Annotated in this window: 21 protein-coding genes; 5 read left to right on the forward strand and 16 right to left on the reverse strand. The window is 68.6% G+C overall.

Annotated elements, in window-relative coordinates; translation table 11 throughout:
* Positions 1-89: 89 nt before the first annotated feature.
* Genes RQG77_RS18065 through RQG77_RS18075 form a run of 3 tightly spaced genes read right to left on the reverse strand, consistent with a single transcriptional unit; the run spans position 90 to position 3,927 of the window.
* Positions 90-995 (reverse strand): carbohydrate ABC transporter permease, encoded by a 906-nt coding sequence (locus RQG77_RS18065; protein WP_396653429.1) that lies wholly within the window; start codon positions 993-995, stop codon positions 90-92.
* Positions 992-1,921 (reverse strand): sugar ABC transporter permease, encoded by a 930-nt coding sequence (locus RQG77_RS18070; protein ID WP_311245973.1) that lies wholly within the window; start codon positions 1,919-1,921, stop codon positions 992-994. Before RQG77_RS18070 ends, RQG77_RS18065 begins: the two co-directional genes overlap by 4 nt.
* Positions 1,918-3,927, reverse strand: coding sequence for a beta-galactosidase (locus tag RQG77_RS18075; RefSeq protein WP_311245974.1), 2,010 nt, complete (start codon positions 3,925-3,927; stop codon positions 1,918-1,920). Before RQG77_RS18075 ends, RQG77_RS18070 begins: the two co-directional genes overlap by 4 nt.
* A gap of 140 nt (positions 3,928-4,067) precedes the next feature.
* Here RQG77_RS18075 and RQG77_RS18080 point away from each other — a divergent pair, with 140 nt between their 5' ends.
* A complete protein-coding gene (locus RQG77_RS18080) occupies positions 4,068-5,078 on the forward strand; it encodes a LacI family DNA-binding transcriptional regulator (RefSeq protein WP_311245975.1) in 1,011 nt (336 codons plus the stop codon).
* 7 nt (positions 5,079-5,085) lie between these two features.
* Here RQG77_RS18080 and RQG77_RS18085 read toward each other — a convergent pair whose 3' ends face one another.
* The 12 genes from RQG77_RS18085 to RQG77_RS18140 all read right to left on the reverse strand — a co-directional run bounded on the left by RQG77_RS18085 (position 5,086) and on the right by RQG77_RS18140 (position 17,985).
* Positions 5,086-5,781: a DNA-3-methyladenine glycosylase gene (locus RQG77_RS18085; protein WP_311245976.1), complete on the reverse strand. Its 696-nt coding sequence runs from the start codon at positions 5,779-5,781 to the stop codon at positions 5,086-5,088.
* Between the two features lie 5 nt (positions 5,782-5,786).
* Positions 5,787-7,724, reverse strand: coding sequence for a hypothetical protein (locus RQG77_RS18090; RefSeq protein WP_311245977.1), 1,938 nt, complete (start codon positions 7,722-7,724; stop codon positions 5,787-5,789).
* A complete protein-coding gene (locus RQG77_RS18095) occupies positions 7,714-8,517 on the reverse strand; it encodes a TIGR03943 family putative permease subunit (RefSeq protein ID WP_311245978.1) in 804 nt (267 codons plus the stop codon). The genes RQG77_RS18090 and RQG77_RS18095 overlap by 11 nt, the downstream gene beginning before the upstream one ends.
* On the reverse strand, positions 8,510-9,517 hold the full coding sequence (locus RQG77_RS18100) for a permease (RefSeq protein ID WP_311246000.1): 1,008 nt from the start codon (positions 9,515-9,517) through the stop codon (positions 8,510-8,512). Before RQG77_RS18100 ends, RQG77_RS18095 begins: the two co-directional genes overlap by 8 nt.
* Before the next feature lie 23 nt (positions 9,518-9,540).
* On the reverse strand, positions 9,541-9,957 hold the full coding sequence (locus RQG77_RS18105) for a Fur family transcriptional regulator (protein ID WP_042540517.1): 417 nt from the start codon (positions 9,955-9,957) through the stop codon (positions 9,541-9,543).
* A 123-nt stretch (positions 9,958-10,080) separates the two neighbouring features.
* A complete protein-coding gene (locus tag RQG77_RS18110; protein WP_311246001.1) occupies positions 10,081-10,950 on the reverse strand; it encodes a metal ABC transporter permease in 870 nt (289 codons plus the stop codon).
* A 5-nt stretch (positions 10,951-10,955) separates the two neighbouring features.
* On the reverse strand, positions 10,956-11,810 hold the full coding sequence (locus RQG77_RS18115; RefSeq protein ID WP_311245979.1) for a metal ABC transporter ATP-binding protein: 855 nt from the start codon (positions 11,808-11,810) through the stop codon (positions 10,956-10,958).
* Positions 11,807-12,808, reverse strand: coding sequence for a metal ABC transporter solute-binding protein, Zn/Mn family (locus RQG77_RS18120; protein WP_311245980.1), 1,002 nt, complete (start codon positions 12,806-12,808; stop codon positions 11,807-11,809). The genes RQG77_RS18115 and RQG77_RS18120 overlap by 4 nt, the downstream gene beginning before the upstream one ends.
* A 137-nt stretch (positions 12,809-12,945) precedes the next feature.
* Entirely contained in the window at positions 12,946-14,625 is a 1,680-nt protein-coding gene (locus RQG77_RS18125) for a glycoside hydrolase family 13 protein (protein WP_311245981.1), read from the reverse strand.
* Between the two features lie 158 nt (positions 14,626-14,783).
* A complete protein-coding gene (locus tag RQG77_RS18130; RefSeq protein ID WP_056511920.1) occupies positions 14,784-15,662 on the reverse strand; it encodes a carbohydrate ABC transporter permease in 879 nt (292 codons plus the stop codon).
* Entirely contained in the window at positions 15,662-16,645 is a 984-nt protein-coding gene (locus tag RQG77_RS18135; RefSeq protein ID WP_311245982.1) for a sugar ABC transporter permease, read from the reverse strand. The genes RQG77_RS18130 and RQG77_RS18135 overlap by 1 nt, the downstream gene beginning before the upstream one ends.
* Positions 16,642-17,985 (reverse strand): ABC transporter substrate-binding protein, encoded by a 1,344-nt coding sequence (locus tag RQG77_RS18140; protein ID WP_311245983.1) that lies wholly within the window; start codon positions 17,983-17,985, stop codon positions 16,642-16,644. Before RQG77_RS18140 ends, RQG77_RS18135 begins: the two co-directional genes overlap by 4 nt.
* Positions 17,986-18,086: 101 nt before the next feature.
* Between RQG77_RS18140 and RQG77_RS18145 the strand changes: the two genes are divergently transcribed.
* The 4 genes from RQG77_RS18145 (at position 18,087) to RQG77_RS18160 (ending at position 21,475) form a co-directional block, all read left to right on the forward strand.
* Positions 18,087-19,307, forward strand: a complete 1,221-nt coding sequence (locus tag RQG77_RS18145; protein WP_311245984.1) for an ROK family protein — start codon at positions 18,087-18,089, stop codon at positions 19,305-19,307.
* A gap of 92 nt (positions 19,308-19,399) precedes the next feature.
* Positions 19,400-19,849, forward strand: a complete 450-nt coding sequence (locus tag RQG77_RS18150) for a 2'-5' RNA ligase family protein (protein WP_311245985.1) — start codon at positions 19,400-19,402, stop codon at positions 19,847-19,849.
* Between the two features lie 433 nt (positions 19,850-20,282).
* Positions 20,283-21,050, forward strand: coding sequence for a hypothetical protein (locus RQG77_RS18155; protein WP_311245986.1), 768 nt, complete (start codon positions 20,283-20,285; stop codon positions 21,048-21,050).
* A gap of 14 nt (positions 21,051-21,064) precedes the next feature.
* A complete protein-coding gene (locus RQG77_RS18160) occupies positions 21,065-21,475 on the forward strand; it encodes a hypothetical protein (protein WP_311245987.1) in 411 nt (136 codons plus the stop codon).
* A 209-nt stretch (positions 21,476-21,684) separates the two neighbouring features.
* Here RQG77_RS18160 and RQG77_RS18165 read toward each other — a convergent pair whose 3' ends face one another.
* Entirely contained in the window at positions 21,685-22,605 is a 921-nt protein-coding gene (locus RQG77_RS18165) for a LysR family transcriptional regulator (RefSeq protein WP_311245988.1), read from the reverse strand.
* Between the last annotated feature and the right edge of the window lie 42 nt (positions 22,606-22,647).

A 22,647-nucleotide genomic window follows, 5' to 3' on the forward strand; every position in this document is an offset into this window, starting at 1 on the left:
ATGGGGGTGGTGCGGGTGAGGGGTGGTGCGGGTGGTGCGGGTTGTGCGGGTGGTGCGGAGCCGTCCGGTCGGTCCGGTCGGCTGCCTGCTCACTTCAGGGCGCCGGCGCCCAGTCCGTTGCGCCAGAAGCGCTGGAGCAGGAGGAAGGTGACGATCAGCGGGATGACCGACAGCAGAGCGCCGATCAGCACGAGACCGCGGAGTTCCGGCAGCTGGTTCAGCTGGTTGTTCCAGTTGTAGAGACCGAAGACGACCGGGAAGAGGTCTTCGGATCGGAGCATGATCATCGGCAGGAAGAAGTTGTTCCAGATGGCAACGAACTGGAAGAGGAACATCGTCACCAGCGCCGGGGTCATCAGGCGGATGCTGACGGTGAAGAACGTGCGGATCTCGCCCGCGCCGTCGAGTCGACTCGCTTCGAGCAGTTCGTCGGGCACCGACGAGGCCGCGAAGATCCGCGCCAGGTACACACCGAACGGACTCACGATCGAGGGCAGGAACACCGACCAGAACGTGTTGGTCAGCTGCGCCTGGCTGAAGATCAGGAACAGCGGCAGCGCGAGCGCGGTGGCGGGCACGAGCACCCCGCCGAGCACGATGTCGAACATCAGGTCGCGTCCAGGGAACCGGTACTTCGCCAGCGCGTAGCCGGCCATGGCGGCGAGGAGCGTCGCGATGGCCCCGCCGAGTGCCGCATAGAGCACCGAGTTCATCAGCCAGCGCAGGTACACGCCGTCGCGGTAGGCGAACAGCTCGGCGATGTTGTCGAGCAGATGGAAGTCGGCGAACCACAGCGGGGCGGTGGTCAGGATGTCGCCCGTGTCCTTGCTCGAGGCCACGAGCAGCCACCAGAGCGGCAGCAGGAAGTAGACCGTGAACACGGCCATGATCAGCATGGCGCCCGTTCGGGAGATGCCCGACTCGCGAGCGGCCTTTCCGCGCGGGGCCTTGCCGCGCGAGCCCCGACCGGGGGCGACGATCGACATGGTGCTCATGCGTTCTGCTCCTTGCGCTGCATGTACTTCATGAATCCGAACGACAGCACGAAGGTCGTCACGGCGAGCACGACCGAGAAGGCGGCCGCCAGGTTGGTGTTCGGGATGGATGCTGTGGCGTACACGGTCATGTTCGGGGTGAAGGTGCTCGTGACCGCCGAGCTGAACGAGCGGAACACCTGGGGTTCGGCGAGCAGCTGCAGCGTGCCGATGATCGAGAAGATCGCGGTCATCACGATCGCCGGGCGCACCAGCGGGATCTTGATCGACCAGGCGATGCGCCACTGGCCCGCGCCGTCGAGGATCGCCGCCTCGTAGAGCTCCTGCGGGATCGACAGCAGCGCCGAGTAGATGATCAGCATGTTGTAGCCGACGTAGACCCAGGTGACGACGTTCGCGATCGACCACAGCACGAGGTCGGCTCCGAGGAAGTCGATGTTCTTGGTGATGGCGGTGAACGGCGACAGGTTGGGCGAGAACAGCGAACCCCACATGATCGCGGCGATGACACCGGGCACCGCGTAGGGCACGAAGAACGCGAGGCGGAAGAAGCGCTTGCCCCGCACGAGCGGCGAATCGAGCAGCAGGGCGAACAGCAGGGCGAGGCCGAGCATGACCGGCACCTGCACGACACCGAACGTCAGCATCCGCCCCATCGAGGCCCAGAACGCCTCGTTCTGAAAGACGAGCACGTACTGGGCGAAGCCGCCGAACACCTGCTCGGCCTTGCCGAACGTGCCGTCACGCTCGACGACGAGCAGCGACTGCCAGAACGCGTAGGCGATCGGCACGACGTAGAAGAGGAGGAACAGGATGCCGAACGGCACGATCAGGAAGGCGATGGCGCCCTTGTGCGGAATGCGTCGGCGCCGTCCCTGCGCCTTCGGCGCCGAGGCGACCGCCGGAGCGGTGAGCGTGGTGGTCATACATCCTCCTTGATGATGCGGACTCCGCCTGCCGGGACGGAGCCGGTGGCGGGGGCGTCGGAGACGAGGTCGTGCCCCGTGACGCCGATCTCGGCGGCGGAGTCGCCGTGGTTGATGACGAACAGGAACGAGCCGGCGTCGCCGGTGCGACGCACGACCTCGACGTCGCGGTCGGCACCGGGGATCGGCGCGATGCCCGCATCCGAGGCGAGGCGGGCGATCAGATCGCGGTATGCGATGCGGTCGGGCTGCGTGGCGACGAACCAGGCCGTGCCCTCCCCCGCCTCGCGACGGGTGAGCGCGGGGCCGCCTGCGGCGGGACCGTCGGCGAACGACGCCACGGTCTCGGCATCCGTCGTCTTGAGTCGCTCGGACCATACCGATCCGCTCGTGCCGTCGGTGAGGAACACCGTCTCTCCGGGGAGCAGCGGTGCGAACTCCTCCGAGCGGATGCCGAGCAGGTCGCGGAACGCGCCGGGGTAGCCGCCGGTGCGCACGCGATCTTCCTCATCGACGATGCCGCTGTAGAAGGTGATGAGAGCCGTGGCGCCGTTCTCGACCGCGTGGGCGATGGCCGCGGCATCCGCATCGCTGATGAGGTGCAGAGCCGGAACGATCAGCAGGCGGTAGCCGTCGAGGTCTGCGCCCGGACGGACGACGTCGGTGGTGACACCGGCATCCGACAGCGCCGCGTGAGCCGCGTGCACCTGGCCGAGGTAGGTGAGCGCCTCGCTCGCGCGGCCCTCGTTCTCGGTTGCCCACCAGCTCTCCCAGGAGAAGAACAGAGCGGCGTCGGCGGCGACACGGGTGCCGGCGACCTCGCCGAGGCGATCGAGCAGACCGCCGAGCTCGACGACCTCGCGCCACTGGTGGGAGTCCTCACCCGCGTGCGGCACGAGAGCCGTGTGGTACTTCTCGGCACCCTGCGTCGACGCGCGCCACTGGAAGAAGCAGATGCCGTCGGCACCACGGGCGACGTGCGTGGCGATGTTGCGCTGCATCTCGCCCGGGGCCTTGGCGAGGTTGTACGGCTGCCAGTTCACGGCGCCGGTCGAGGTCTCCATGAGCAGCCAGGGCGCACCCTGGGCGAGGCCGCGGGTGAGGTCGGCGGCGAACGAGAGCTCTCCCCGCGCGTCGTCGAGGCGGCGGTCGAGGTAGTGGTCGTTGGCGATCAGGTCCATGTCCCCCGCCCACGTCCAGTAGTCGAGGTTGCGGATGTGCGCGGTGACCATGAAGTTGGTCGTCACCGGCACGTCGCTGCGCTCGCGAAGGATCGCAGCCTCGGCACGGTAGAGCGCGAGCTGCTCGTCGGAGCTGAACCTCTGGAAGTCGAGGATCTGACCGGGGTTGCGCAGCGACAGGGCCTGGGCGGGCACGCGCACGTCGTCGAAGTCGCTGTAGCGCTGGCTCCAGAACGTCGTGCCCCACGCGCGGTTCAGCGCGTCGATGTCGTCGTAGCGGTCGCGCAACCAGCCGCGGAACGCCTCGGCGCTCGTGTCGCAGTAGCAGAGCGCGTTGTGGCAGCCCAGCTCGTTCGACACGTGCCAGAGCGACACGGCGGGGTGGTCGCCGTAGCGCTCGACGACGCGGGTGACGACCTCGGCGGCGTAGGCACGGAACAACGGCGAGCTCGGGCAGTAGCCCTGGCGGCCGCCCTGCTGGAAGACGGTGCCGTCTTCGCCGACCGGCAGGATCTCGGGATGCTGCGCGGTGAGCCACGGTGCGGGAGACGCGGTGCCGGTGCCGAGGTTGATGCGGATGCCGCCCTCGTGCAGCAGCCCGACGATCTCGTCGAGCGCAGTGAAGTCCCACACTCCCCTGGCCGGGTTGATCGACGACCAGCCGAAGATGTTGATCGCCACGAGCCCGACGCCGGCCTGCCGCATGAGACGCACGTCTTCGGGCCAGACGCTGCGGTCCCACTGCTCGGGGTTGTAGTCGCATCCGAAGACGAGGCCGCGCCCTGCGGAGAGGGTGGCGATGCGGTCGGACACAGCGGCGGCCATCGGTGACGCTCCTTTGCGATTCTTGTGTGCACGTGCACAGCTCGCGGCATGAAAGCAACGATCGGGATTTCTGTGAACGTGCACACATCGTCGCACGACGTGGCGAATCTCGTCAAGTCGCGGTCGCTAGGCTGTCGATCATGAGTACTTCCGCCCGCCGTCGCAGCACCGTGCACGACGTGGCGCGCGTGGCCGGCGTCTCGAGAGGAACCGTCAGCCGCGTGATCAACGGCGGGTACGTGTCGGATTCCGCGCGGACCGCGATCGAAGACGCGATCCGCGAGGTCGGCTACGTGCCGAACACGGCGGCGCAGAACCTCGTGCGCCAGCGCACGCAGGCCATCGCGTTCATCGTCCACGAGCCGCACGCGCTGTTCCTCGAAGACCCGAACATCGGCGCGATCATGCTCGGCACGAACGAGACGCTGTCGGAGGCGGACTACCAGATGGTGTGCCTCGTGGTGGATTCCGAGCGAGACACCGAGCGCGTCGCGCGGTATCTGAACGGCGGGTTCGTCGACGGAGCCGTCATCGTCTCGGCCCGTGCACAGGACCCGATCACCAAGGCCGTCATGCGGCTCGACCTGCCCGTCGCCTACGTCGGACACCCGCCGGACGTGGATGCCGCCTGGGTCGGCGTCGACAACCGCGGGGCAGCGCACGCCGTGACCTCACGCCTTCTGGCGACCGGGCGCACACGGGTCGGCATGATCGCCGCCGCCCTCGACCGCGACTCGGGCACCGATCGCCTCGCGGGCTTCACCGAGGCCCTGGGCTCAGCCTTCGATCCGGACCTCGTCGAAGAGGTGCCGCTGTACTCCTACGCCGATGGGGCAGCGGCCATGACCCGGCTGCTCGAGCGCGCTCCCGACATCGACGGCGTGTTCGCCGCCTCCGATGCGGTCGCGGCGGGGGCGATGTGGGCCCTTCGCGAAGCCGGGCGCCGCGTGCCGGAAGATGTGGGCGTGGTCGGCTTCGACAACAGCACCTGGGCGACGCGCACCACCCCGCTGCTCTCCACCGTCGACCAGCCGGCCGAAGGGCTCGGGGCCGCGGCCGCAGCATCCGTGCTCGCGCAGCTGCGCGACGATCAGCGCCCCCGCGAGGGCATCATGCTGCCGACGCCCGTCGTGTGGAGAGACTCGGCCTGACCCGGGCTCACGCGTGGTCGAGGGACTCGGCCTGAGCCCCTCTCCCCCAGCGGAACGGCGAGACCGTCGGGTCGCCCGCGATCCAGAACCGCCAGGGGAACGCCGCGGTGCCGGCGATGCCCGCCACCCCGACACGCGGCCCGGTCGCGACCTCGGCCACCGGCTCGTCGCGCAGCCACAGCTCGGCGCGGGCGCCCTCGAACTCCTCGCCGGTGATCGCGTCGATGCCGTCGTGGATCGGATGCCGCAGCCCCACCGCCTGCCCGAAACGACCGGGCCCGCGGGCGAGGTCACGCAGCGCGGTCTTCGTGAGAGGCGTCTTCGCGCCGCGGCGCACCGCGACGGCATCCACTCCTGAGACGACCTCGCCCGCGCGCATCAGGATTCCACCCGCCTGACCCTCCGGCCCGCACACGACGTTGACGCACGAATGGATGCCGTGACTGAGGTAGACGTACAGATGCCCCGGCTCGCCCCACATCGTCGCGTTGCGCGCGGTTCGACCCATGCGCGCGTGCGATCCCGGGTCGGCCTGGGGTCCGGTGCCATGCCCGTGATACGCCTCGACCTCGGTGAGCCGGAGGCGCACCTCGGAGCCCCCGACGACCGTGCGCAGCTCGGCCCCGAGCAGCAGCGGGGCGACATCGACCGCCAGCCCGCTCAGCTCGGCGCGGGTGGCGCGGTGCAGCGGATCCGACGACATGGTGTCTAGAACTGCGGAGCCGTCTGGCACCACGAGGCGTCGAAGCCGGTGAGGGCCACGATCTCGTCGCCGGTGCGCAGGTCGAGCAGGTGCGTCTCGAGCTTCTGCGGCAAGGGCAGCAGCATCTGGTCATAGGGGTTGTCTGCGAGGTCGGGAGCGATCACGACCGCGGCGTACTGCCCGCTGGGTGAGGCGCATGCCTGCAGGATCGAGTCCGTCGAATCGACCTCGACCAGCGGGGTCGCCTTTCCGTCGTCGTCGACCCGCACGACCGCCTGACCTGTCGGCATGCCATCGGCGGCCCGCGCGACGACGTGACGCAGCGTGCCTCCGGGGAACGGCGTGATCGTCGTCGCCGTGCCGTAATCGGGATCCGATGCCTCGAGCGGCACCTCCGTGCCGTCGGTGAGGTTCAGCTCGACGACCGTGCCGTCGAGTCGCTCCACGATGGCCGTGTACGTGCCGCGGGAGACGCCCTGGATCGTCGTGGCGAGCCCGAGCGACTGCACACCGGCATCCGTCGAGCGATCGACCAGCGACAGTGCACCGTCGAAGTCGATGAAGAGCACGGCGGCGGTGTCGGGCACGAACTGCCAGACGAAGATGTTCGCTTCTTTGTCGCCGACCTCGGTGACGACGGGCTCGTCGTCACCGCTGAGCGACTGGGTGACGAGCACGCTCGCACGACCCTCGGTGTCGCTGAGCTCCTTGTCGGAGTAGCTGTAGCCGACGAGTCCGCCGCGGTCCGAGACCTGGATCGCGCCGACGTAGCCGACGCCGGGCAGCGTCAGCTCGCGCTGGTTCCCGCCCTCGCGGTCCATCACGAGCAGCTTCGAGCCTTCGTCCTCCTCCAGCGAGACGACGAGCTGCGTCGACGTCGCTCGGAAGTCGTTGATGCTGTCGGCGGTGAACACCGGCACTGCCTCCTCGCCGGAGAGGTCGGTGCGGAAGATCGTGTCCTTGCCCTCGACGTCGCGGCGCAGCAGGAAGATGCTCGACTCGGGAGTCGAGAAGCTCGTCGTGAGGGTCGCTGTCGGTCCACCTCCGGCGCCCACCGCGTCGGCGATGCTCACGGTGTATTCGGTGTCGTCATCGAGCGGCACGGTGAAGCGGATGCCGATGCCGCGGCCGGCCGCGTCCAGCGTGAAAGGAACTGCGGGTTCGACCGTCACCTGAGACTCGTCGATCGCAGCGAGCGACTGGTTCGCTGTGAGGATGACACGACTGCCCGAGGTCTCGATCGCCTCGGTCGGGTTCACCTGCACCTCGGTGATGCGCGGCCCCTGGGTCAGACTGACGGCGCCGAGTCCGGCGCCGACCAGCACGAGGATGCCGAGCACGGCCCCGAGAGCCAGGAGGAATCGGCGATCGCGAGGGGAAGCGGGCTTCTCGGGCTTCGGCTCCTTCGCGGGCTTGGGCTCCCTGGCCGGCTTCGGTTCCTTCGCCGGCTGCGGCGCCTTGGCGGGCTTCGGCGCCTTCGCCGGCTTCGGCGCCTTCGCCGGCTTCGGCGCCTTGGCGGGCTTCCGCCTCTCTGGCACCGGGGATGACTCGTCGGTCGCAGAGGGAGCGGGGGCCACGTAGTCGGTCGAGGAGTGAGCCGCGAACGTGGTCGTCGAGTCGGCATCCGGCGGGACAAAGGTCGAACGCGTCGGCCGCTCGCCACCCTTCCGGTGCGCCGCAGCGCCCCCACCACCGGTCGTTGAGCGAGCCGCAGCGCCCCCACCACCGGTCGTTGAGCGAGCCGCAGGCGAGTCGACACGCGGCTCCGCAGCGGAAGACGCCTCGTCGCGGTCGGCTCCGCCGTCCTCCTCCGACGCGGGAGCCGCCGCCGTCTCATCCGATGCGGGAGCCGCCGCGGCCGCCTCGGCCTCGCGGGCTGCGCGCATCTCGGCGCGCGTGCGAGGCGCCGCCGGCACCTCGGGGCGCTCGTCGTCAGTACTCATACGGGTCCTGCGGCTCGTCGATCGGCGTGACCGAGTTCGGCTCGACGTGCAGCGATCCGTCGGCATCCGCCTTGATCGTGCCCTCGACCTCGACCCACTGGCCGGTGTCGAACTCGCCCGCATCGATCGTCACGGGCAGGGTCGCGGGCTGCGCGTCGATGACGCAGTGCGTGATGACCAGGCGCGTGAGGTTGACCTCATCGGCGTCCGTGGGGGTGACGAATCCGGTCAGCGTGACCGTCTTGCCGTCGTAGGCGGCGGTGTTGGTCGCGGTCGCGAACACGCTCGCCCAGTCGCCCACGCCGAAGGTCGAGGTGTCGGCGACTCCGAGGGTCACGTCGTCGGCGCCCGCGAACAGCGCGGTCTGCTCGCCGACCCGTGACATCGCGAGCTCGACCGACAGCGATGCGGGCGGCAGCACGAGAGCGGCGACGACGACGCCCGAGGCGATCACCCCGCCCGTCACCGTGCCGACGACGGCGAGGCTGCGGCGCGGTGCGACCGGTGCATCCGCGTCGTGGGCGTGTCCGTGGTCGTGACCGTGATCGTCCTCTTCGCCGAGCGGCAGCGTGCACGACCAGATGGCGCCCGCGAGGGTCACGACGGCCGCGGCGCACGCGAACCACACCGACTCCGGGCTGATGTAGAGGTTGAGCCGGCCGGTGAGACCGAGTCCGAGAGTGACGACCGAGATGACGGTGGCGAGGCCGATACCCAGCCAGCGCGAGCCGAGGGCGCGGGCGCGGGAGGGCTCGTGATCGGTGTGCGTGCCGGTGTGGGCGTGATCAGACAAAGACGTTCACCCCGATCCCGATCGCGAAGGCGGCGAACAGCACGACGCCCACGATGCCGACGAGCGTGCGGGTCGTGAAGGTCGTGCGCATGAGGGCGAGCATCTTGACGTCGACCAGCGGACCCACGAGCAGGAACGCCACGAGGGCGCCCGACGAGAACGTCGAGGCGAACGACAGCGCGAAGAACGCGTCGACGTTCGAGCAGATCGCCACCGTCATCGCCAGCGCCATCATCGCGAGGATCGACAGCACCGGGTTCGATCCGATCGCCAGCAGCACGTCGCGAGGGATGAGCACCTGCACGGCCCCGGCGAGCGCCGAGCCGATCACGAGCGCCGGCATCACGGCGCGCAGCTCGACGAGGAACTGGGTCAGGCTGCGACGCACCGGGGTGCCCGGTTCATGGGTGACGCGGTCGCAGGTGTCGATGAACCGCTGGGTGAGCAGCGAGTCGGGCGAGGGGTGACGGCTGTAGATCCAGCCGATCAGGTTCGCGATCAGGTAGCCGCCGATCAGACGGGCGACCAGGATGCCGTCGTCGAAGCCGAACGCCGCATGCGTGGTGAGAATGACGATCGGGTTGACGATCGGGGCGGCGATCAAGAAGGTGAGCGCCTCGGCCGGGGCGAGGCCCCGCATCATCAGGCCGCGGGCGAAGGGCACGTTGCCGCACTCGCACACCGGGATCAGCATGCCGAGCAGCGACAGCACGGCGCGGCGCGCCCAGGCGCGCTTCGGCAGCCAGCGGTGGATGACGTCGGCGGGCAGCCACACCTGCACGACGATCGACAGCAGCACCCCGAGGATCACGAACGGCAGTGCCTCGATCAGCACGCTCAGCGCGAGCGTCAGGCCGTCCTGCGCCCTGGCGGGGAGGCTGGCTGTGAACAGGGTCGGCAGGAACCGATCGACCAGGAACAGGGCCGCCACGATCGCGGCGCCGAGGCCGACCCCGATCCACGGCGAGCGCGGGGATCGTGAGGGCCGGTGCGAGTGCACCGTCCGTGGAGTGGCCTGGGTGGTCACGCGTTCGCTGCCTCTTCGGCGTCGCGCTTGTTGGTGCAGGAGGCGCACAGCCCGAAGATGTCGACGACGTGCGCGGCATCCGTGAATCCGTGCAGAGCCGCGGTGCGGTGCGCCCACTGCTCGACGTCGGTGGCCTCGATCTCGACCGTGAGTCCGCAGTTGCGGCAGATCAGATGGTGGTGGTGGCCCTGGGTCGTGCAGGCGCGGTAGAGCGCCTCGCCCTCGGGGCTCTGCAGCGAATCGGCATCCCCGGCTGCGGCGAGCCCGGCCAGCGCTCGGTAGACCGTGGCGAGACCGATGCCGGTGTTGTCGTCGCGCAGCGAGGCGTGCAGATTCTGCGCGCTGACGAACCCTCGCGCGTCGGCGAGGGCTTCGCGCACGCGATCGCGCTGCCAGGTGTTCCGCTGAGCCATACCGACGATTCTAGGCGCGCCGCCCTTGCCGGGCCCTGGGAGCGTCAGTCGGCCTTTCGAATCGCGCAAATGACCGCATCCGGAGCAGATTCAGGGTCAGTTGCGCGATTCGAACGCCGAGTATCACGCCCGCACGCGGCGCACACCGCCGCGGGCGCGCTGGACGATCCAGCACACGACGTAGATCGTGAACGACAGGGTGGTGATGTACGGACTCACCGGCAGGGTGCCGGCGAGCGCGAGCAGGATGCCGCCGACGGCCGACACGAAGCCGAAGAGCGCCGCGAGCAGCGGCACGGCCACCGGACCCGCGGTGACGCGCATCGCAGCGGCGGCGGGTGTCACGAGCAGCGCCATCACGAGCAGCGCGCCGATGATGTGCACGCTGACCGCGACGATCAGGCCGAGCAGCACCATGAAGAGCAGGCTCACCGCACGTGTGGGCACCCCGCGGGCGGCGGCCGACTCGGGGTCGAGCGAGTCGAAGCGCAGCGGGTTCCACATGAGCAGCAGCCCGAGCAGCACGACGATGCTGATGCCGAGCAGCCAGCCGAGGTCGGGGCTCGAGACCGAGACGATCTGGCCGGTCAGCAGGCTGAAGCGGTTGGCGCTGCGCCCGTCGTAGAGCGACAGGAACAGGATGCCGAGGCCGAGGCCGAACGGCATCAGCACGCCGACGATCGAATTGCGGTCGCGGGCCTTGGCCCCGAGGACCCCGATCAGGATCGCGGCGACCAGCGCACCGCCGAGAGAGCCGACCACCACGCTGCCGCCGAACAGCAGCGCCGCCGCGGCACCGGCGAACGACAGCTCGCTGACTCCGTGCACCGCGAACGCGAGGTCGCGCTGCATCACGAAGACGCCGATGAGTCCGCCGACGATGCCGAGCACCGCTCCGGCGATGATCGAGTTGGCGAGCAGGGCGACGAGCTCGCCGTAATCCTGGAACGAGAAGACGTCGCTCCAGTCGACGGCCTGGACGATGCCGGTCATGACGGTCATGCGGCACCTCCGTGGTCGTGATCGTGGTCATGCAGGTGGTGGGGCTCGGCATCCGGCACCCCGACGACGACCAGCCGGTCGCCGGCTCGCAGCACGAAGACCGGCGTTCCGTAGAGCTCGGTCAGGACCCGCGTCTGCAACACCTCTTCGGGGGTGCCGAGCACGAAGCGGCCGCCGGCGATGTAGAGGATGCGGTCGACGCGACCGAGGATCGGATTGATGTCGTGGGTCACGAACAGCACGGCCGCCCCACGATCACGGCGCTGACGGTCGATGATGTCGGTGACGGCGACCTGGTTCGCGAGGTCGAGGTTCGACAGCGGCTCGTCGCACAGCAGCAGGCTGGGCTCGTCGGCCAGGGCCTGGCCCACACGCAGCCGCTGCTGCTCACCACCCGAGAGAAGCCCGACCCGGCGGTCGGCATAGTGCGAGGCCCCGACCGAGGCGAGCAGCTGGTCGACCTTGGCCTTGTCGCCGCGGTGCGGGATCGGGAAGCCGAAGCGGCTGCCCTGCACCCCGAGCGCCACGAGATCGCGGGCCCGCATGCTCGTGTCAGGGGCGAGCGATCGCTGCTGCGGGATGTACCCGATGCGCGGGTTGCCCTTGCGCACAGGCCCGCCCGCGACGGTGATCTCGCCCGCCGACAGCGGCTGCAGGCCCAGGATGCTGCGCAGCAGCGTGGTCTTGCCCGACCCCGACGGCCCGAGCACGGCGATGAACTCACCGGGCTCGACCGCGAGGTCGAGGCCCGACCACAGCTCCCGGTCACCGCGCTGGAGGGCGGCTCCCCGCACCTCGAGCACCGGGTTCGACTTCTCGGCTCCTGCCCGCGCGTCGGCGGCGGCGCTCACGACTGGAGCGCGTCGGCGAGGCTCTGGATCGCGTCACTCATCCACTCAGAGTACGACGATCCTTCGGGGAGCAGCTCCGTGAAGGCGACGACGGGGATGCCGGCATCCGTTGCGGCGTCCTCGACGCGCTGCGTCTCGGCACCACCGGTCTGCGCGTTCGTGAGCACGGCCGCCACATCTCCGCTCTCGACGACGTTGAGAGTCTCGAGCAGCGTCGCGGGTGCGACGTCGCTGCCCTCTTCGACCGACTCGGCGAAGCCCTCAGGCGTGACGTCGGTGAGACCGGCGGCTGCGGCGAGGTAGCCGGGCAGAGGCTCGGTCATGAGCACGTTCGCCGCGGCGGCATCCGTCTTGAGCGTCTCGAGATCGGCCTCGAATCCCTCGAGGTCGGCGACGATCTCCTCTGCGTTGGCGGTGAAGTCCGCCGCGCCGTCGGGGTCGAGCTCGGTGAGCTCCTCGGCGATCGTCTCGACCACGTGGATCATCGTGTGCGGGTCGAACCAGACGTGCTCGTTGAACCCCTCGATATGGTCGTGACCCTCGTGGCCCTCCTCGCCTTCGGCGTGGTCTTCGCCTTCGGCGTGGTCGTGCTCCTCCTCGGCCGCACCCTCGTCGGAGTGCCCCTCGTTGCCCGGGTAGTCGTGCGAGAACTCGACCGCCGTGATCACGTGCGGGTCCTGGGCATCCTGCAGCAGAGTGTCGATGAAGGCGTCGTAGCCGCCGCCGTTCTCGATCACGAGGTCGGCCTTCTGCACGGTCAGCCGGTCGCGGGCCGAGGCCTCGTACGAGTGCGGGTCCTGCGTGGCAGAGGTGATGATCGAGGTCACGTCGACGCGATCGCCGCCGATCTGCTCGGCGAGCGAGCCGTAGACGTTGGTGCTCGCGACGACGGCGACCGTGCCACTGTCGCCCTCCCCCGCCGCGGGGGTGGTGGAGCATCCCGCCAGCGAGAGTGCGGCGACGGATGCCAGGGCGAGGGCGACGAGCGGCTTCTTCATGTTCCCACTCTAAACGCTAATGAGAACCATTATCAAATCGGCTCGGAGGTGGTGATCGTTTCGTCTCGCTGCGCTCGCTCAACGACTAGGAGCCCCCTGGTCGTTGAGCGAGGAGCGCAGCGACGAGACGAAACGCGTCAGCCGATCAGACCGGGCGCGATCCACACGGTCGAGTCCGCCGGCACTGCACCACCTGAGACCGAACCGAGCACGACGTCCGCCGCATCCGCCCCGAGGTCGAACGGCTCGGTGCCGAAGTTCGTCACGATCTGCCAGCCGTTCGGGCGGGCGAATCGCAGCACATCGGGGCGGCCGGTCTCTATCCACTCGAGGCGCTCGTCGGTCTGCAGCTCGCGACGCAGCCGCAATGCCTCGCGGTACAGCGACAGCGTCGACGACGGATCTGCCTCCTCGACATCCACCGCGTACTCGGCGAACCACTCGGGCTGCGGCAGGTGCGCATCGCCGGCGCCGAAGCCGAAGGACTCACCGGATGCCGTCCACGGCAGCGGCACACGGCATCCGTCCCGCCCGAGTCCGTCGAACTCCGCTCCGCGGAAGAACGCGGGATCCTGGCGCTGGTCGGGGCCGATCTCGGCGACCTCCTGCAGGCCGAGCTCCTCGCCCTGGTAGAGGTAGGTGCTGCCCGGCAGTCCGAGCAGCAGCAGCGTCGCGGCGTGCGCCCGACGCAGCCCCGCCTCACGGTCGAGCTGTTCGGCGGGACCGCCGGCGGCGACCCACTCGACACCCTGCTTGACGCCTGTGCGACCGGCCATCGGGGCGAGACCGTAGCGGGTCGCGTGGCGGGTGACATCGTGGTTCGACAGCACCCACGTGGTCGACGACCCGGTCGCATCCGACTGCGCCAGGTTGTCGGTGATGATCGTGCGGAACTGCGTCGCGTCGAAGTCGGCGACGAGCAGGTCGAAGTTGAACGCCTGCCCGAGGCCCTCGGCCGACGCGTACCGGGCGCGACGTTCGGGGGTGCTCACCCACGCCTCGGCCACAGCCGTGCGGGGCGGGTCGTACTCGTTGAAGACCCGCCGCCACTCGGCGTAGACCTCGTGCACGTCGTCACGGTCGTGCAGGGGGTGGTTGCCGTCGTGGGGCAGGAGCTCCAGCTCTGCCGTGCTCGGCAGCGGCTCGGTCAGATCCTTGGTGAGCATGTGCGCCACGTCGATGCGGAAGCCGTCGACTCCGCGGTCCGACCAGAAACGCAGTGTCTTCAGGAAGTCCTCGCGCACCTCGGGGTGGTCCCAGTTGAGGTCGGGCTGCTCGGGCGCGAAGCTGTGCAGGAACCACTGCCCGTCTTCCACCCGCTCCCACGCCGAACCGCCGAACGCGGCGGTCCAGTCGGTCGGGGGCTCCGAGCCATCCGGGCCCGCACCCTCGCGGAAGATGTACCGCTCGCGGGCAGCCGAGCCGCGGCCCGCGGCGAGCGCCTCCTGGAACCACTCGTGCAGATCCGACGAGTGGTTCGGCACGATGTCGACGACCACGCGGATGCCGCGCTCGTGCAGGGCCGCGACCATGTCGTCGAAGTCGTCGAGCGTGCCCAGGCGCGGGTCGACGTTGCGGTAGTCGGCCACGTCGTATCCACCGTCGGCGAGCGCCGACGGGTAGAACGGGCTCAGCCACACGGCATCGATGCCGAGGTCACGCAGGTAGTCGGCCCGCGAGACGATGCCCGGGATGTCACCGAGTCCGTCGCCGTTCGCGTCCGCGAAGCTGCGGGGGTAGATCTGGTAGACGGCGGCCTGTCGCCACCATGCGGCCGTCGTGTCGTCGCGGGTCTCGGTGAGAAGCGCATCGGTCATGAGGGGTACTGCTCCTTCGTGTTGCGGTCTGCGGTCGGGTGTGGGGGCGTTTCGTCTCGTCGCTTCGCTCCTCGCTCAACGAGCGGCACGGGGCGCTCGACGAGCGACATCCGGTCGTTGAGCGAGGACGCGACAGCGACCGAGACGAAACGCACGCGTCAGCCCTTGACGGCGCCCTGCGTCACGCCCTCCATGACGAAGCGCTGCGTGAACAGGTACGCCAGGATCGCCGGGGCCATCGCCATCAGGTACGAGGCGAACGACACGTTGTAGTTGTTGCTGAACTGGGTCTGGAAGAGGTTCTGCCGCACAGGGAGCGTCTGCAGCGCGGGATCGGAGATGATCAGCGACGGCATCATGAAGTCGTTCCACGCGTAGAGGAAGGCGAAGATGCCGACCGTCGCGCTCATCGGCGCGAGCAGCGGGAAGATCAGCTGCCAGAACGTCTGCCACGTGGTGGCGCCGTCGATGCGCGCGCTCTCTTCGAGCTCGATCGGGATCGACCGCAGGAACGCCGTGAACAGCAGCACGCTGAAGCTCAGCTGGAACATCGTCGCGAGGATGATCACGCCGAACGGGTTGTCGAGCCCCACCCAGCCGGTCAGCTGGATCTGCGGCAGTGCGACGACCGGGAACGGGATGAACATCGCGGCCAGCAGGTAGAAGAACGAGTAGCGGAACAGGCGGTGGTCCCAGTTGCGGACGATCGCGTACGAGGCGAACGCGGCGAGCACGATCGTCGCGATGACCGTTCCGGCCGTCACCAGCAGCGAGATGCCCGCGCCGACGGGGAACTTGGTGAGGTTCCATGCCTCGACGAAGCCGTCGATGCTGAACGGCGCCGGCAGCGAGAACGCGTTGCCGTCGACCGCTTGACCGGTCGTCTTGAAGGCCATCGAGATCGTCACGTAGAGCGGCAGAAGAACCGTGACGGCGCACAGGATCAGGATGATCGTGCCCGACCAGTTGACGCGCTCCATGCGGACACGCGGCTTCTTGCCCGTGGTGGGGATGGTGGTGAGTGTCTGCGTCGACATCAGAGTGCGTTCCTTCCGCGGGTCAGCGAGAGCTGCAGCAGGGAGATGAGCACGGCGACGATGAAGAAGATCGTCGCGTTGGCCATCTGGTAGGCGTAGTCGCCGCCGTTGAAGCCCGCGATGATCGTCATCGCGACGCTGCGGGTGGAGGTGCCGGGTCCGCCGTTGGTGAGTCCGACGATGATGTCGTAGGCGTTCAGGAAGCCCTTGAAGCCGAGGATCACGTTGATCACCACGTACCCCGCCACGAGCGGCAGCGTGATGCGGAACAGCTGCTGCCTCTTGTTCGCACCGTCGATGCTCGCCGCCTCGTAGACCTCGCCGGGCACCGAGAGCAGCCCCGCGATGTAGATCAGCAGTGTGCCGGGCACGGCCTGCCATGCGGTCACGATCACGATCGCGACCCAGGCCAGATCGGGGTTCGCGAGAAGGCTGGTCGACAGCCACGGGATGCCGGTGGCCGCACCCGCCGCAGGGAGGGAGTTGGAGAACAGGAAGTTGAAGACGTAGGCGATGATGATGCCCGAGATCACCATCGGGATCACGAAGATCGTGCGCAGCCCGGTCTTGAAGCGGATGCGGGAGGTCAGCCCGACCGCCAGCAGGAACGCGACCACGTTGACGACGATCACGGTCGCGATCGAGAACCCGAACGTGAACAGGTAGCTCTGCAGGATGGCCGGGTCGCTGAACATCGCGATGTAGTTCGTCAGCCCGTTGAAGCTCCACTCGCCGATGCCGATGGAGTCGGTGAAGCTGAAGAAGATGCCCATGACGCCCGGCACCGTGATCGCGAGCGTGAAGATCACGAGCGTCGGCAGCAGGAACAGGTAGTAGATCGGCTCGACCTTGCGGGTGCGGCGACCGAGCTTGCGGGTGCCGCCCGTGACGATCGCCGTGGTGTCGGTCGTCGGAGTGTTCGGCTTCGTGATGTTCGATGCGGCGGGGGTCGCCGCGGGGCCGGGCAGAGCGGTGTTCGTCATGGCGTGGACTCCTCTGTCTCGCCGGATGCTGGGTCCTCACCGGAGGCGTTGTCCTGGGTCGACGGGATGGGCGCGCGGAACGCGATCCTGGCCCAGTCGGCATCCATGGTGCGCAACGTGGAGGTCGTGGACGCGCCGAGCACCATCGCCTGCGCGTAGTTGAAGACCGGAAGGGTGCGGGGCACGAGCACCGAGGGGCCCTGGTAGATCTGCCCGTTGTCGTAGTACTCGACCATGCCCTCGACCCGCGGGTCGTCGGGAGCCGGAGCATCCTTCGTGGGGGTGAAGCCGAGCTGTGAGGCGTTGTACTCCTCGATGTGCTCGGGCAGGAACAGGTACTCCAGGAAGTCGCGGGCGGCCTCCTGGTGGCGCGATCCCTCGGGGATCATCGCGGCGAGGTCCATGTTGACGCGCACGCCGAGGTCGGCGGGATCGTCGGTCATCGGCAGCGGGAACGTGCCGAGGTCGAGGTCGGGAGCGGTCTTCTCGATCTCGCTGAAGGCCCACGGCCCCTGCAGGTACATCGCGGCCTCGCCCTTGCCGAAGGCGAGGTTGCCGTCTCCGTAGCCTCGGCTCGCGGCATCCGCGTTCGTGTAGTTCTCCACCAGGGTCATCATGCGGTCCATGGGCTCTGCGAAGTCGTTCTCGAACGAGACCTCCGAGTCGGGGCCCACGTCGGTGCCCTCTGTCGCGAGGGTGTCGAAGAAGTCGATCACGTCGACCGAACCGCCCGCGGTGTAGTCATACCAACCCTGCGCGACCGTCCAGTCGTCCTTGAAGGTGGCGTAGAACGGGTCGATGCCCGCCTCCTTCAGCTGGTCGCACACCGCGAGCAGCTCGTCCCACGTCTGCGGGACCTCGAGGCCCTGCTCGTCGAAGATCTGCTTGTTGTAGATGACCGACGCGCCCATCACCGAGTACGGCAGCGCACTCGTGCGCCCCTCGCACGAGCCGTACTGCTCCATGAGCGGCTGCAGGTCGTCACGGATGGTCGAGGCGGCCTCGGTGTCGGAGAGATCGGTGAGCGCGCAGCGCTGCACGAACCGGGCGATCTCGTAGTTGTAGTTGGCGAGCATGATGTCGGGCGGGTTGCCCCGCACGAAGCTGGCCGACACGACGTCGACACCCGACGTGTCGATCTCGACGCGCACCTTGTCCTGCGAGGCGTTGTACTGCGCGACGAGCTCGGTCATGAACTCGATCGCCTCACGTTTGCTGAACGTGAAGCGGATGGTCTCGGCTCCGCCGGCCGTCGAGCAGCCGGTGAGGGCGGCCCCGACCAGGGCGAGAGCGGCCGCACCGGCGACGATCCGTGCCGGGCGTGGAGGTTTCACAGACACCGTTGTCCTTTCGTCCTGTAGATCCGCAGACTAAATCTAGTGAGCGAATTTACTTCGATGAACGGTACTCTCTCATCTGAATGAGAGTGAGGTCAAGACCCATGACCGAAGTATCCGCAGGTCTGGGCACCGGACGAGCCAGCGTCGGCGCCATCCTCGACTTCGCCTGGGCCGCCGGCGAGTTCACCGCGACCGAGGCGATGGCGACCACGACGCTGACCCGTTCGACCGCGATCGACGCGATCGACACCCTCGTCAGCGCCGCGGTGCTGCAGGAGCTGCCCAACGCCCGGGTGGCCGGAAGCTACCGCGCGGGGCGCCCTGCGAGGCGCTTCGTGCTGGCATCCGATCTCGGCGTCGTCGTCGGGGTGGATGCCGGAGACACCCATCTCGCGGTCACGATCTCAGACCCGCTCGAGCGCACCCTCGTGCACCACCGCACCGACCTCGACTCGGGCCAGTCGGCGCACGCGCGACGTGCGACGATCCTCGGACAGATGCAGCTCGCACTCGACGAGGCAGGCGTCGAGCGCACCGAGATCCTCGCGATCTGCGTGGGAGTGGCCGCTCCCGTCAACAGGGCCGGCATCTCACCGCCGCACCCCGACGGCTTCTGGGAGCGGACCAACCCGGGGCTCGCCGAGGCGCTGGCCGATTGGGCACCCGTCGTCGAGATCAAGAACGACGCGCAACTGGCCGCGATCGCCGAGGGCTCGGCAGGGGCGGCCGTCGGATGCCGTGACTACGTCGCCCTGCTCGCGAGCGAACGCTTCGGCGGCGGGGTCGTCGTCGACGGCCATGTGCTGCACGGCGCGCACGGCGGCGTCGGCGAGGGTGTCGTGTTCGACCACATCGTCGGAGTCGGCTCGGCATTCGGGCTGCGCTACGCACTGCAGGACCAGGTACGCGCAGGCCTCGAGAGCGGCGAGATCTCGTCGGAATCCGCGATCGGACGGCTCGCAGGTGAGGATCGCATCGATCCGCGGATCGTGTTGACCGCGGCATCCGCCGGTGATGCCGACGCGCTGCTCGCGACCGCACGCGTCGGCGCAACGCTCGCTCGTGTCGTCGGCGTGCTGGGCAGCATGTACGACCCGGCGCGCGTGATCGTCTGCGGCGGGGTCGCCGAGAGCATCGCCCCCGTGCTCACGGCCGCACGCGAGGTGCTGCCGACTCAGCTGCACCTGCCGGCACCCGAGATCCTCGCCTCGACGCTCGGCGCTGAGGTCGTGTCGATCGGCGCCGTCGCGACGGCTCGCCGTGCCGCCCGCGAGGTGGCAGTGCCGCTCCTGGCGGAACGGCGCCTCAGCGCGGTGAGCTGAGCGCGTGCGAGAGCCAGATCCGCGGCCGTCTCCCTCCTCGATCGAGCTGCTGCTCGACCCCGCCGCCGACGCTGCCGTCCGGGCCGAATGGGATGCCCTCGCCGTGCGCGGCCTGTCGAGCCTGGCGGGGCACACGTCGACGAGCAACCGCCCTCACATCACGCTGGTCGCGCGTCGGCCTGCCTCCGCTCGCCCCAGATGCCCTCGCCGGCATCCCGTCGTTCCCGATCACGCTGGGCGCTCCCCTGCTCTTCGGCTCCGGGGATCGTCGCGTGCTGGCTCGGAGCATCGTCCCCAGTCCCGCGCTGATCGGCCTGCGCGAGACGGTCCTCGCCGCGGTCGGGCCCGGTGACGACGCCCCGCACACCGCGCCCGGCGAGTGGATGCCGCACGTCGCCCTCGCTCGCCGGTTGCGCGTCGCCGACCTCGCGGAGTCGCTGGATCTGATCGGCGACGACGTCCACGCTCACGCGCGCGGCGTTCGGCACTGGGACCCCGCCACGGCGCTCGTCTCTCCCCTCGCAGAACTCCGACCGGCCTAGCGCGAGTCGCTCTGCACGCGCGCGGCGACATTCCGCAGGGCGCGCAGCACGCGCCTGACCGCCGTGTAGGCCAGAGCATCCGGCCGTGCCAGCACGTCGACGTGACGGACCAGATCGACATCCGACAGGGGCGTTGCCGTATTGAGGACACCCCAGCGAAGGACTCTGCTGACGTGTCCTCGCGGTTCAGGTTGCAGGGCCAACTGTCGGGTGCCCCCGAATTGTCGACTGCCATTCCGGTGAGGGGCAACTACGGTCCGGAGTGCCACTCAGTGTTGTGTGGCGACTGACGTAGGAGGTTCGAATGAGAAAGCTCAGTGTTGGTGTTGCGGCAGGGGCAGCGGTGCTGTTGTCGGCTATGTAGATCGCTCCGGTCGCGATCGCGGATGAGGAATCCGCGGTTGACCTGGTTGCGAAGGTCGCCCCGACTGATGTGGCGGCCGCGATCGATTCCCCGCTAATTACCGGTGGGGAAAGCACCGTAACTCTCGACCAGCTTGAGGTCGAGGTGTCCACGGCTGCCGCCGATGGCGTGTCCATTTCGGCGGGTGAAGGGGTGGCGACGATTGGTCTTCCGTTCGCTGACAAGGCCAGCTCTGGTTCTTCAACAGATCCTGGGACTGTGACATACGACAACGGGAATTCGACGAGCAGCGTCGTTCTCGTGCACGACACAGGTTCAGTACAGGTCGCGACCGTGATCGATAGTGCGGCTGCGCCGTCGCGCTTCGACTACCGGATCGATCTTCCCGAGGCTTCGACCCTTGTTCTGCGGGACGGTGGCGCGGCTGTGATCGATGACGCAACCGGCGAGGTCCTGGGAAGCTTCGCTGCGCCGTGGGCGAAAGACTCAAGCGGCAAGGATGTACCAACTCGCTACGAGCTGGATGGTCAGACCCTTACGCAGGTCGTCGACCACGACAGCAGTTTCGCGTATCCCGTAGTCGCTGATCCGACATACACGACATACGTCAGCTACCTCAGCAAGGCCCAAGTCGTCACGATGTATAACGGGCTCAAGGGCCTCAGCAGCGCATGCAGCGTCGCACCGATTCCGTGGCCGGCCAGTATCGCTTGCCTGGGACTCGCTCCTGCTGCTCAGGTCGAGAAGGCGTACTGGAATAAGTGGAGGCTCAAGGTGACGTACTACAACTGCGGATTCAACTACTGCAGCTACACGACGTACACAGCAGTACCGTAAGCCAGGAGGAACATATGCGCATTAAGACACCGGGAGCCAAGGTCGGGTACCTGCTCATCGTCATCGTCGGGATCACGCTCACCATGATCCCGCTCGCAGCTATCAGTTATGAGCTCGGGTTCGCGTGGGCGACAGTGACTCTCGTGGCAGCCGTCGTCGTGGCGGCTCGAACCTTCCGTGGCGCCGGAGAATCCCACGCCCCACGCCCCTGGTGGAAGATGACCAGCACGCGAGGCAGCGGCATACTGCTCACCGCGTTGTTCTTCATCCAGGGCCTCGCCGCGGTTTTCGGAGCGTCCGCTTCACCGAATCCGCCGCTCGCTATCATCGGTGGCGGAGTGGCGCTAGTTCTGGCCGCTCTCTACCTGAACTCAGCAGTCCGGGTGCAGCAGCACGCGGACGCCGCGGCTTCCGGAGGGCTCTAAGCCGCGGTTCGTTCCACTGTTGAATCCAATTGGGGGGTGTGTCTGACACCCCCCAATTGGTGATCTATCGACTGATGCTCCCGAGCTCGCGACATGCAGCCGGTGGGCTTTGGGCGCGCCTCAGGCTGCGTGCCGGCCCAGCTCGTCTCTCCCCTCGCGGACCTGCGTCGGCCGTAGCCGGAGCCCTCTCGGCGTTCGTCGGGGCAACGTCAGCGCGGCGAGCGGAACGAGTCGCTCTGGACGCGCGCGGCGACATCCTGCAGCGCTCGCAGCACGCGCCTGACCGCCGTGTAGGCCAGAGCATCCGGCCGTGCCAGCACGTCGACGTGACGGACCAGATCGACATCCGACAGCGGCCTGAGCACGAGGCCGTCCACAGCGAGAGGCGTGGCGGTGGTGCGGGGCATGACGGCGATCGCCGCCCCGGCCCGCACGACCTCGGCCGTCACCGAGAACTCGTTGATGCGATGCGCGATCCGCAGCGGCGCCCCCGACAGCGCCGCGAGATGGTCGAGCACACCTGCGAGCGGGAAGCCCTCGTGCACCGACACCCATTCCTCGTCGCGGAGGTCGGCGAGGGCGATGTCCGCTCGGCCAGCGAGACGGTGACCCACGGGGAGCGCGATGTCGAGCGGCTCCTCGACAAGCGGGATCGCGACGACCCGATCAGCGGGCCAGGGGGCGTCGTGCGCGAGCCGATGGGCGATGACGAGATCGTGGTCGGCGGTGAGCCCGGGAAAGTCCCGGTGCGGCACGTCGGCATCCGCGAGGCGGACGGCAGGGCTCCCGTCGAGTTCCCTGAGGAGCGGTCTGAACAGGGCGAGGCCCGCACTGTTGAAGGATGACACCCGCACCGGCCGGTCGCCGGCTTCGAGGAGCGCGCCGATCGAGTCGCGCGCTGCTGTCAGCGCCTCATCGACACGAATGCTCGCCGCGGCGAGCGCCTCCCCCGCCGCGGTCAGGATCAGGACTCGACCTCGCCGCACAGTGAGCGGCAGAGCCACCGTCGACTGCAGAGTCGCGAGCTGCTGCGAGACCGCTGACGCCGAGATTCCGAGAGCGGCCGCGACGGCCGTGACGCTGCCTCGGTCGCGAAGCTCCCGGAGCAGTCGAAGGTGAGTCGGATCCATAAGATCAACCTTACGAGACCTGTAAGAAGATGCCCCTTGGTC

It is taken from the genome of Microbacterium sp. WCS2018Hpa-23, assembly GCF_031843845.1.
Classification (GTDB): Bacteria; Actinomycetota; Actinomycetes; order Actinomycetales; family Microbacteriaceae; genus Microbacterium.

What these genes read in the sequence shown, in the direction of transcription:
- RQG77_RS18065 (WP_396653429.1), bottom strand. Translation starts at nt 995, where the DNA reads ATGAGCACCATGTCGATCGTCGCCCCCGGTCGGGGCTCGCGCGGCAAG.
- RQG77_RS18070 (WP_311245973.1), bottom strand. Translation starts at nt 1,921, where the DNA reads ATGACCACCACGCTCACCGCTCCGGCGGTCGCCTCGGCGCCGAAGGCG.
- RQG77_RS18075 (WP_311245974.1), bottom strand. Translation starts at nt 3,927, where the DNA reads ATGGCCGCCGCTGTGTCCGACCGCATCGCCACCCTCTCCGCAGGGCGC.
- RQG77_RS18080 (WP_311245975.1), top strand. Translation starts at nt 4,068, where the DNA reads ATGAGTACTTCCGCCCGCCGTCGCAGCACCGTGCACGACGTGGCGCGC.
- RQG77_RS18085 (WP_311245976.1), bottom strand. Translation starts at nt 5,781, where the DNA reads ATGTCGTCGGATCCGCTGCACCGCGCCACCCGCGCCGAGCTGAGCGGG.
- RQG77_RS18090 (WP_311245977.1), bottom strand. Translation starts at nt 7,724, where the DNA reads ATGAGTACTGACGACGAGCGCCCCGAGGTGCCGGCGGCGCCTCGCACG.
- RQG77_RS18105 (WP_042540517.1), bottom strand. Translation starts at nt 9,957, where the DNA reads ATGGCTCAGCGGAACACCTGGCAGCGCGATCGCGTGCGCGAAGCCCTC.
- RQG77_RS18110 (WP_311246001.1), bottom strand. Translation starts at nt 10,950, where the DNA reads ATGACCGGCATCGTCCAGGCCGTCGACTGGAGCGACGTCTTCTCGTTC.
- RQG77_RS18120 (WP_311245980.1), bottom strand. Translation starts at nt 12,808, where the DNA reads ATGAAGAAGCCGCTCGTCGCCCTCGCCCTGGCATCCGTCGCCGCACTC.
- RQG77_RS18125 (WP_311245981.1), bottom strand. Translation starts at nt 14,625, where the DNA reads ATGACCGATGCGCTTCTCACCGAGACCCGCGACGACACGACGGCCGCA.
- RQG77_RS18130 (WP_056511920.1), bottom strand. Translation starts at nt 15,662, where the DNA reads ATGTCGACGCAGACACTCACCACCATCCCCACCACGGGCAAGAAGCCG.
- RQG77_RS18135 (WP_311245982.1), bottom strand. Translation starts at nt 16,645, where the DNA reads ATGACGAACACCGCTCTGCCCGGCCCCGCGGCGACCCCCGCCGCATCG.
- RQG77_RS18145 (WP_311245984.1), top strand. Translation starts at nt 18,087, where the DNA reads ATGACCGAAGTATCCGCAGGTCTGGGCACCGGACGAGCCAGCGTCGGC.
- RQG77_RS18150 (WP_311245985.1), top strand. Translation starts at nt 19,400, where the DNA reads ATGCCCTCGCCGTGCGCGGCCTGTCGAGCCTGGCGGGGCACACGTCGA.
- RQG77_RS18160 (WP_311245987.1), top strand. Translation starts at nt 21,065, where the DNA reads ATGCGCATTAAGACACCGGGAGCCAAGGTCGGGTACCTGCTCATCGTC.
- RQG77_RS18165 (WP_311245988.1), bottom strand. Translation starts at nt 22,605, where the DNA reads ATGGATCCGACTCACCTTCGACTGCTCCGGGAGCTTCGCGACCGAGGC.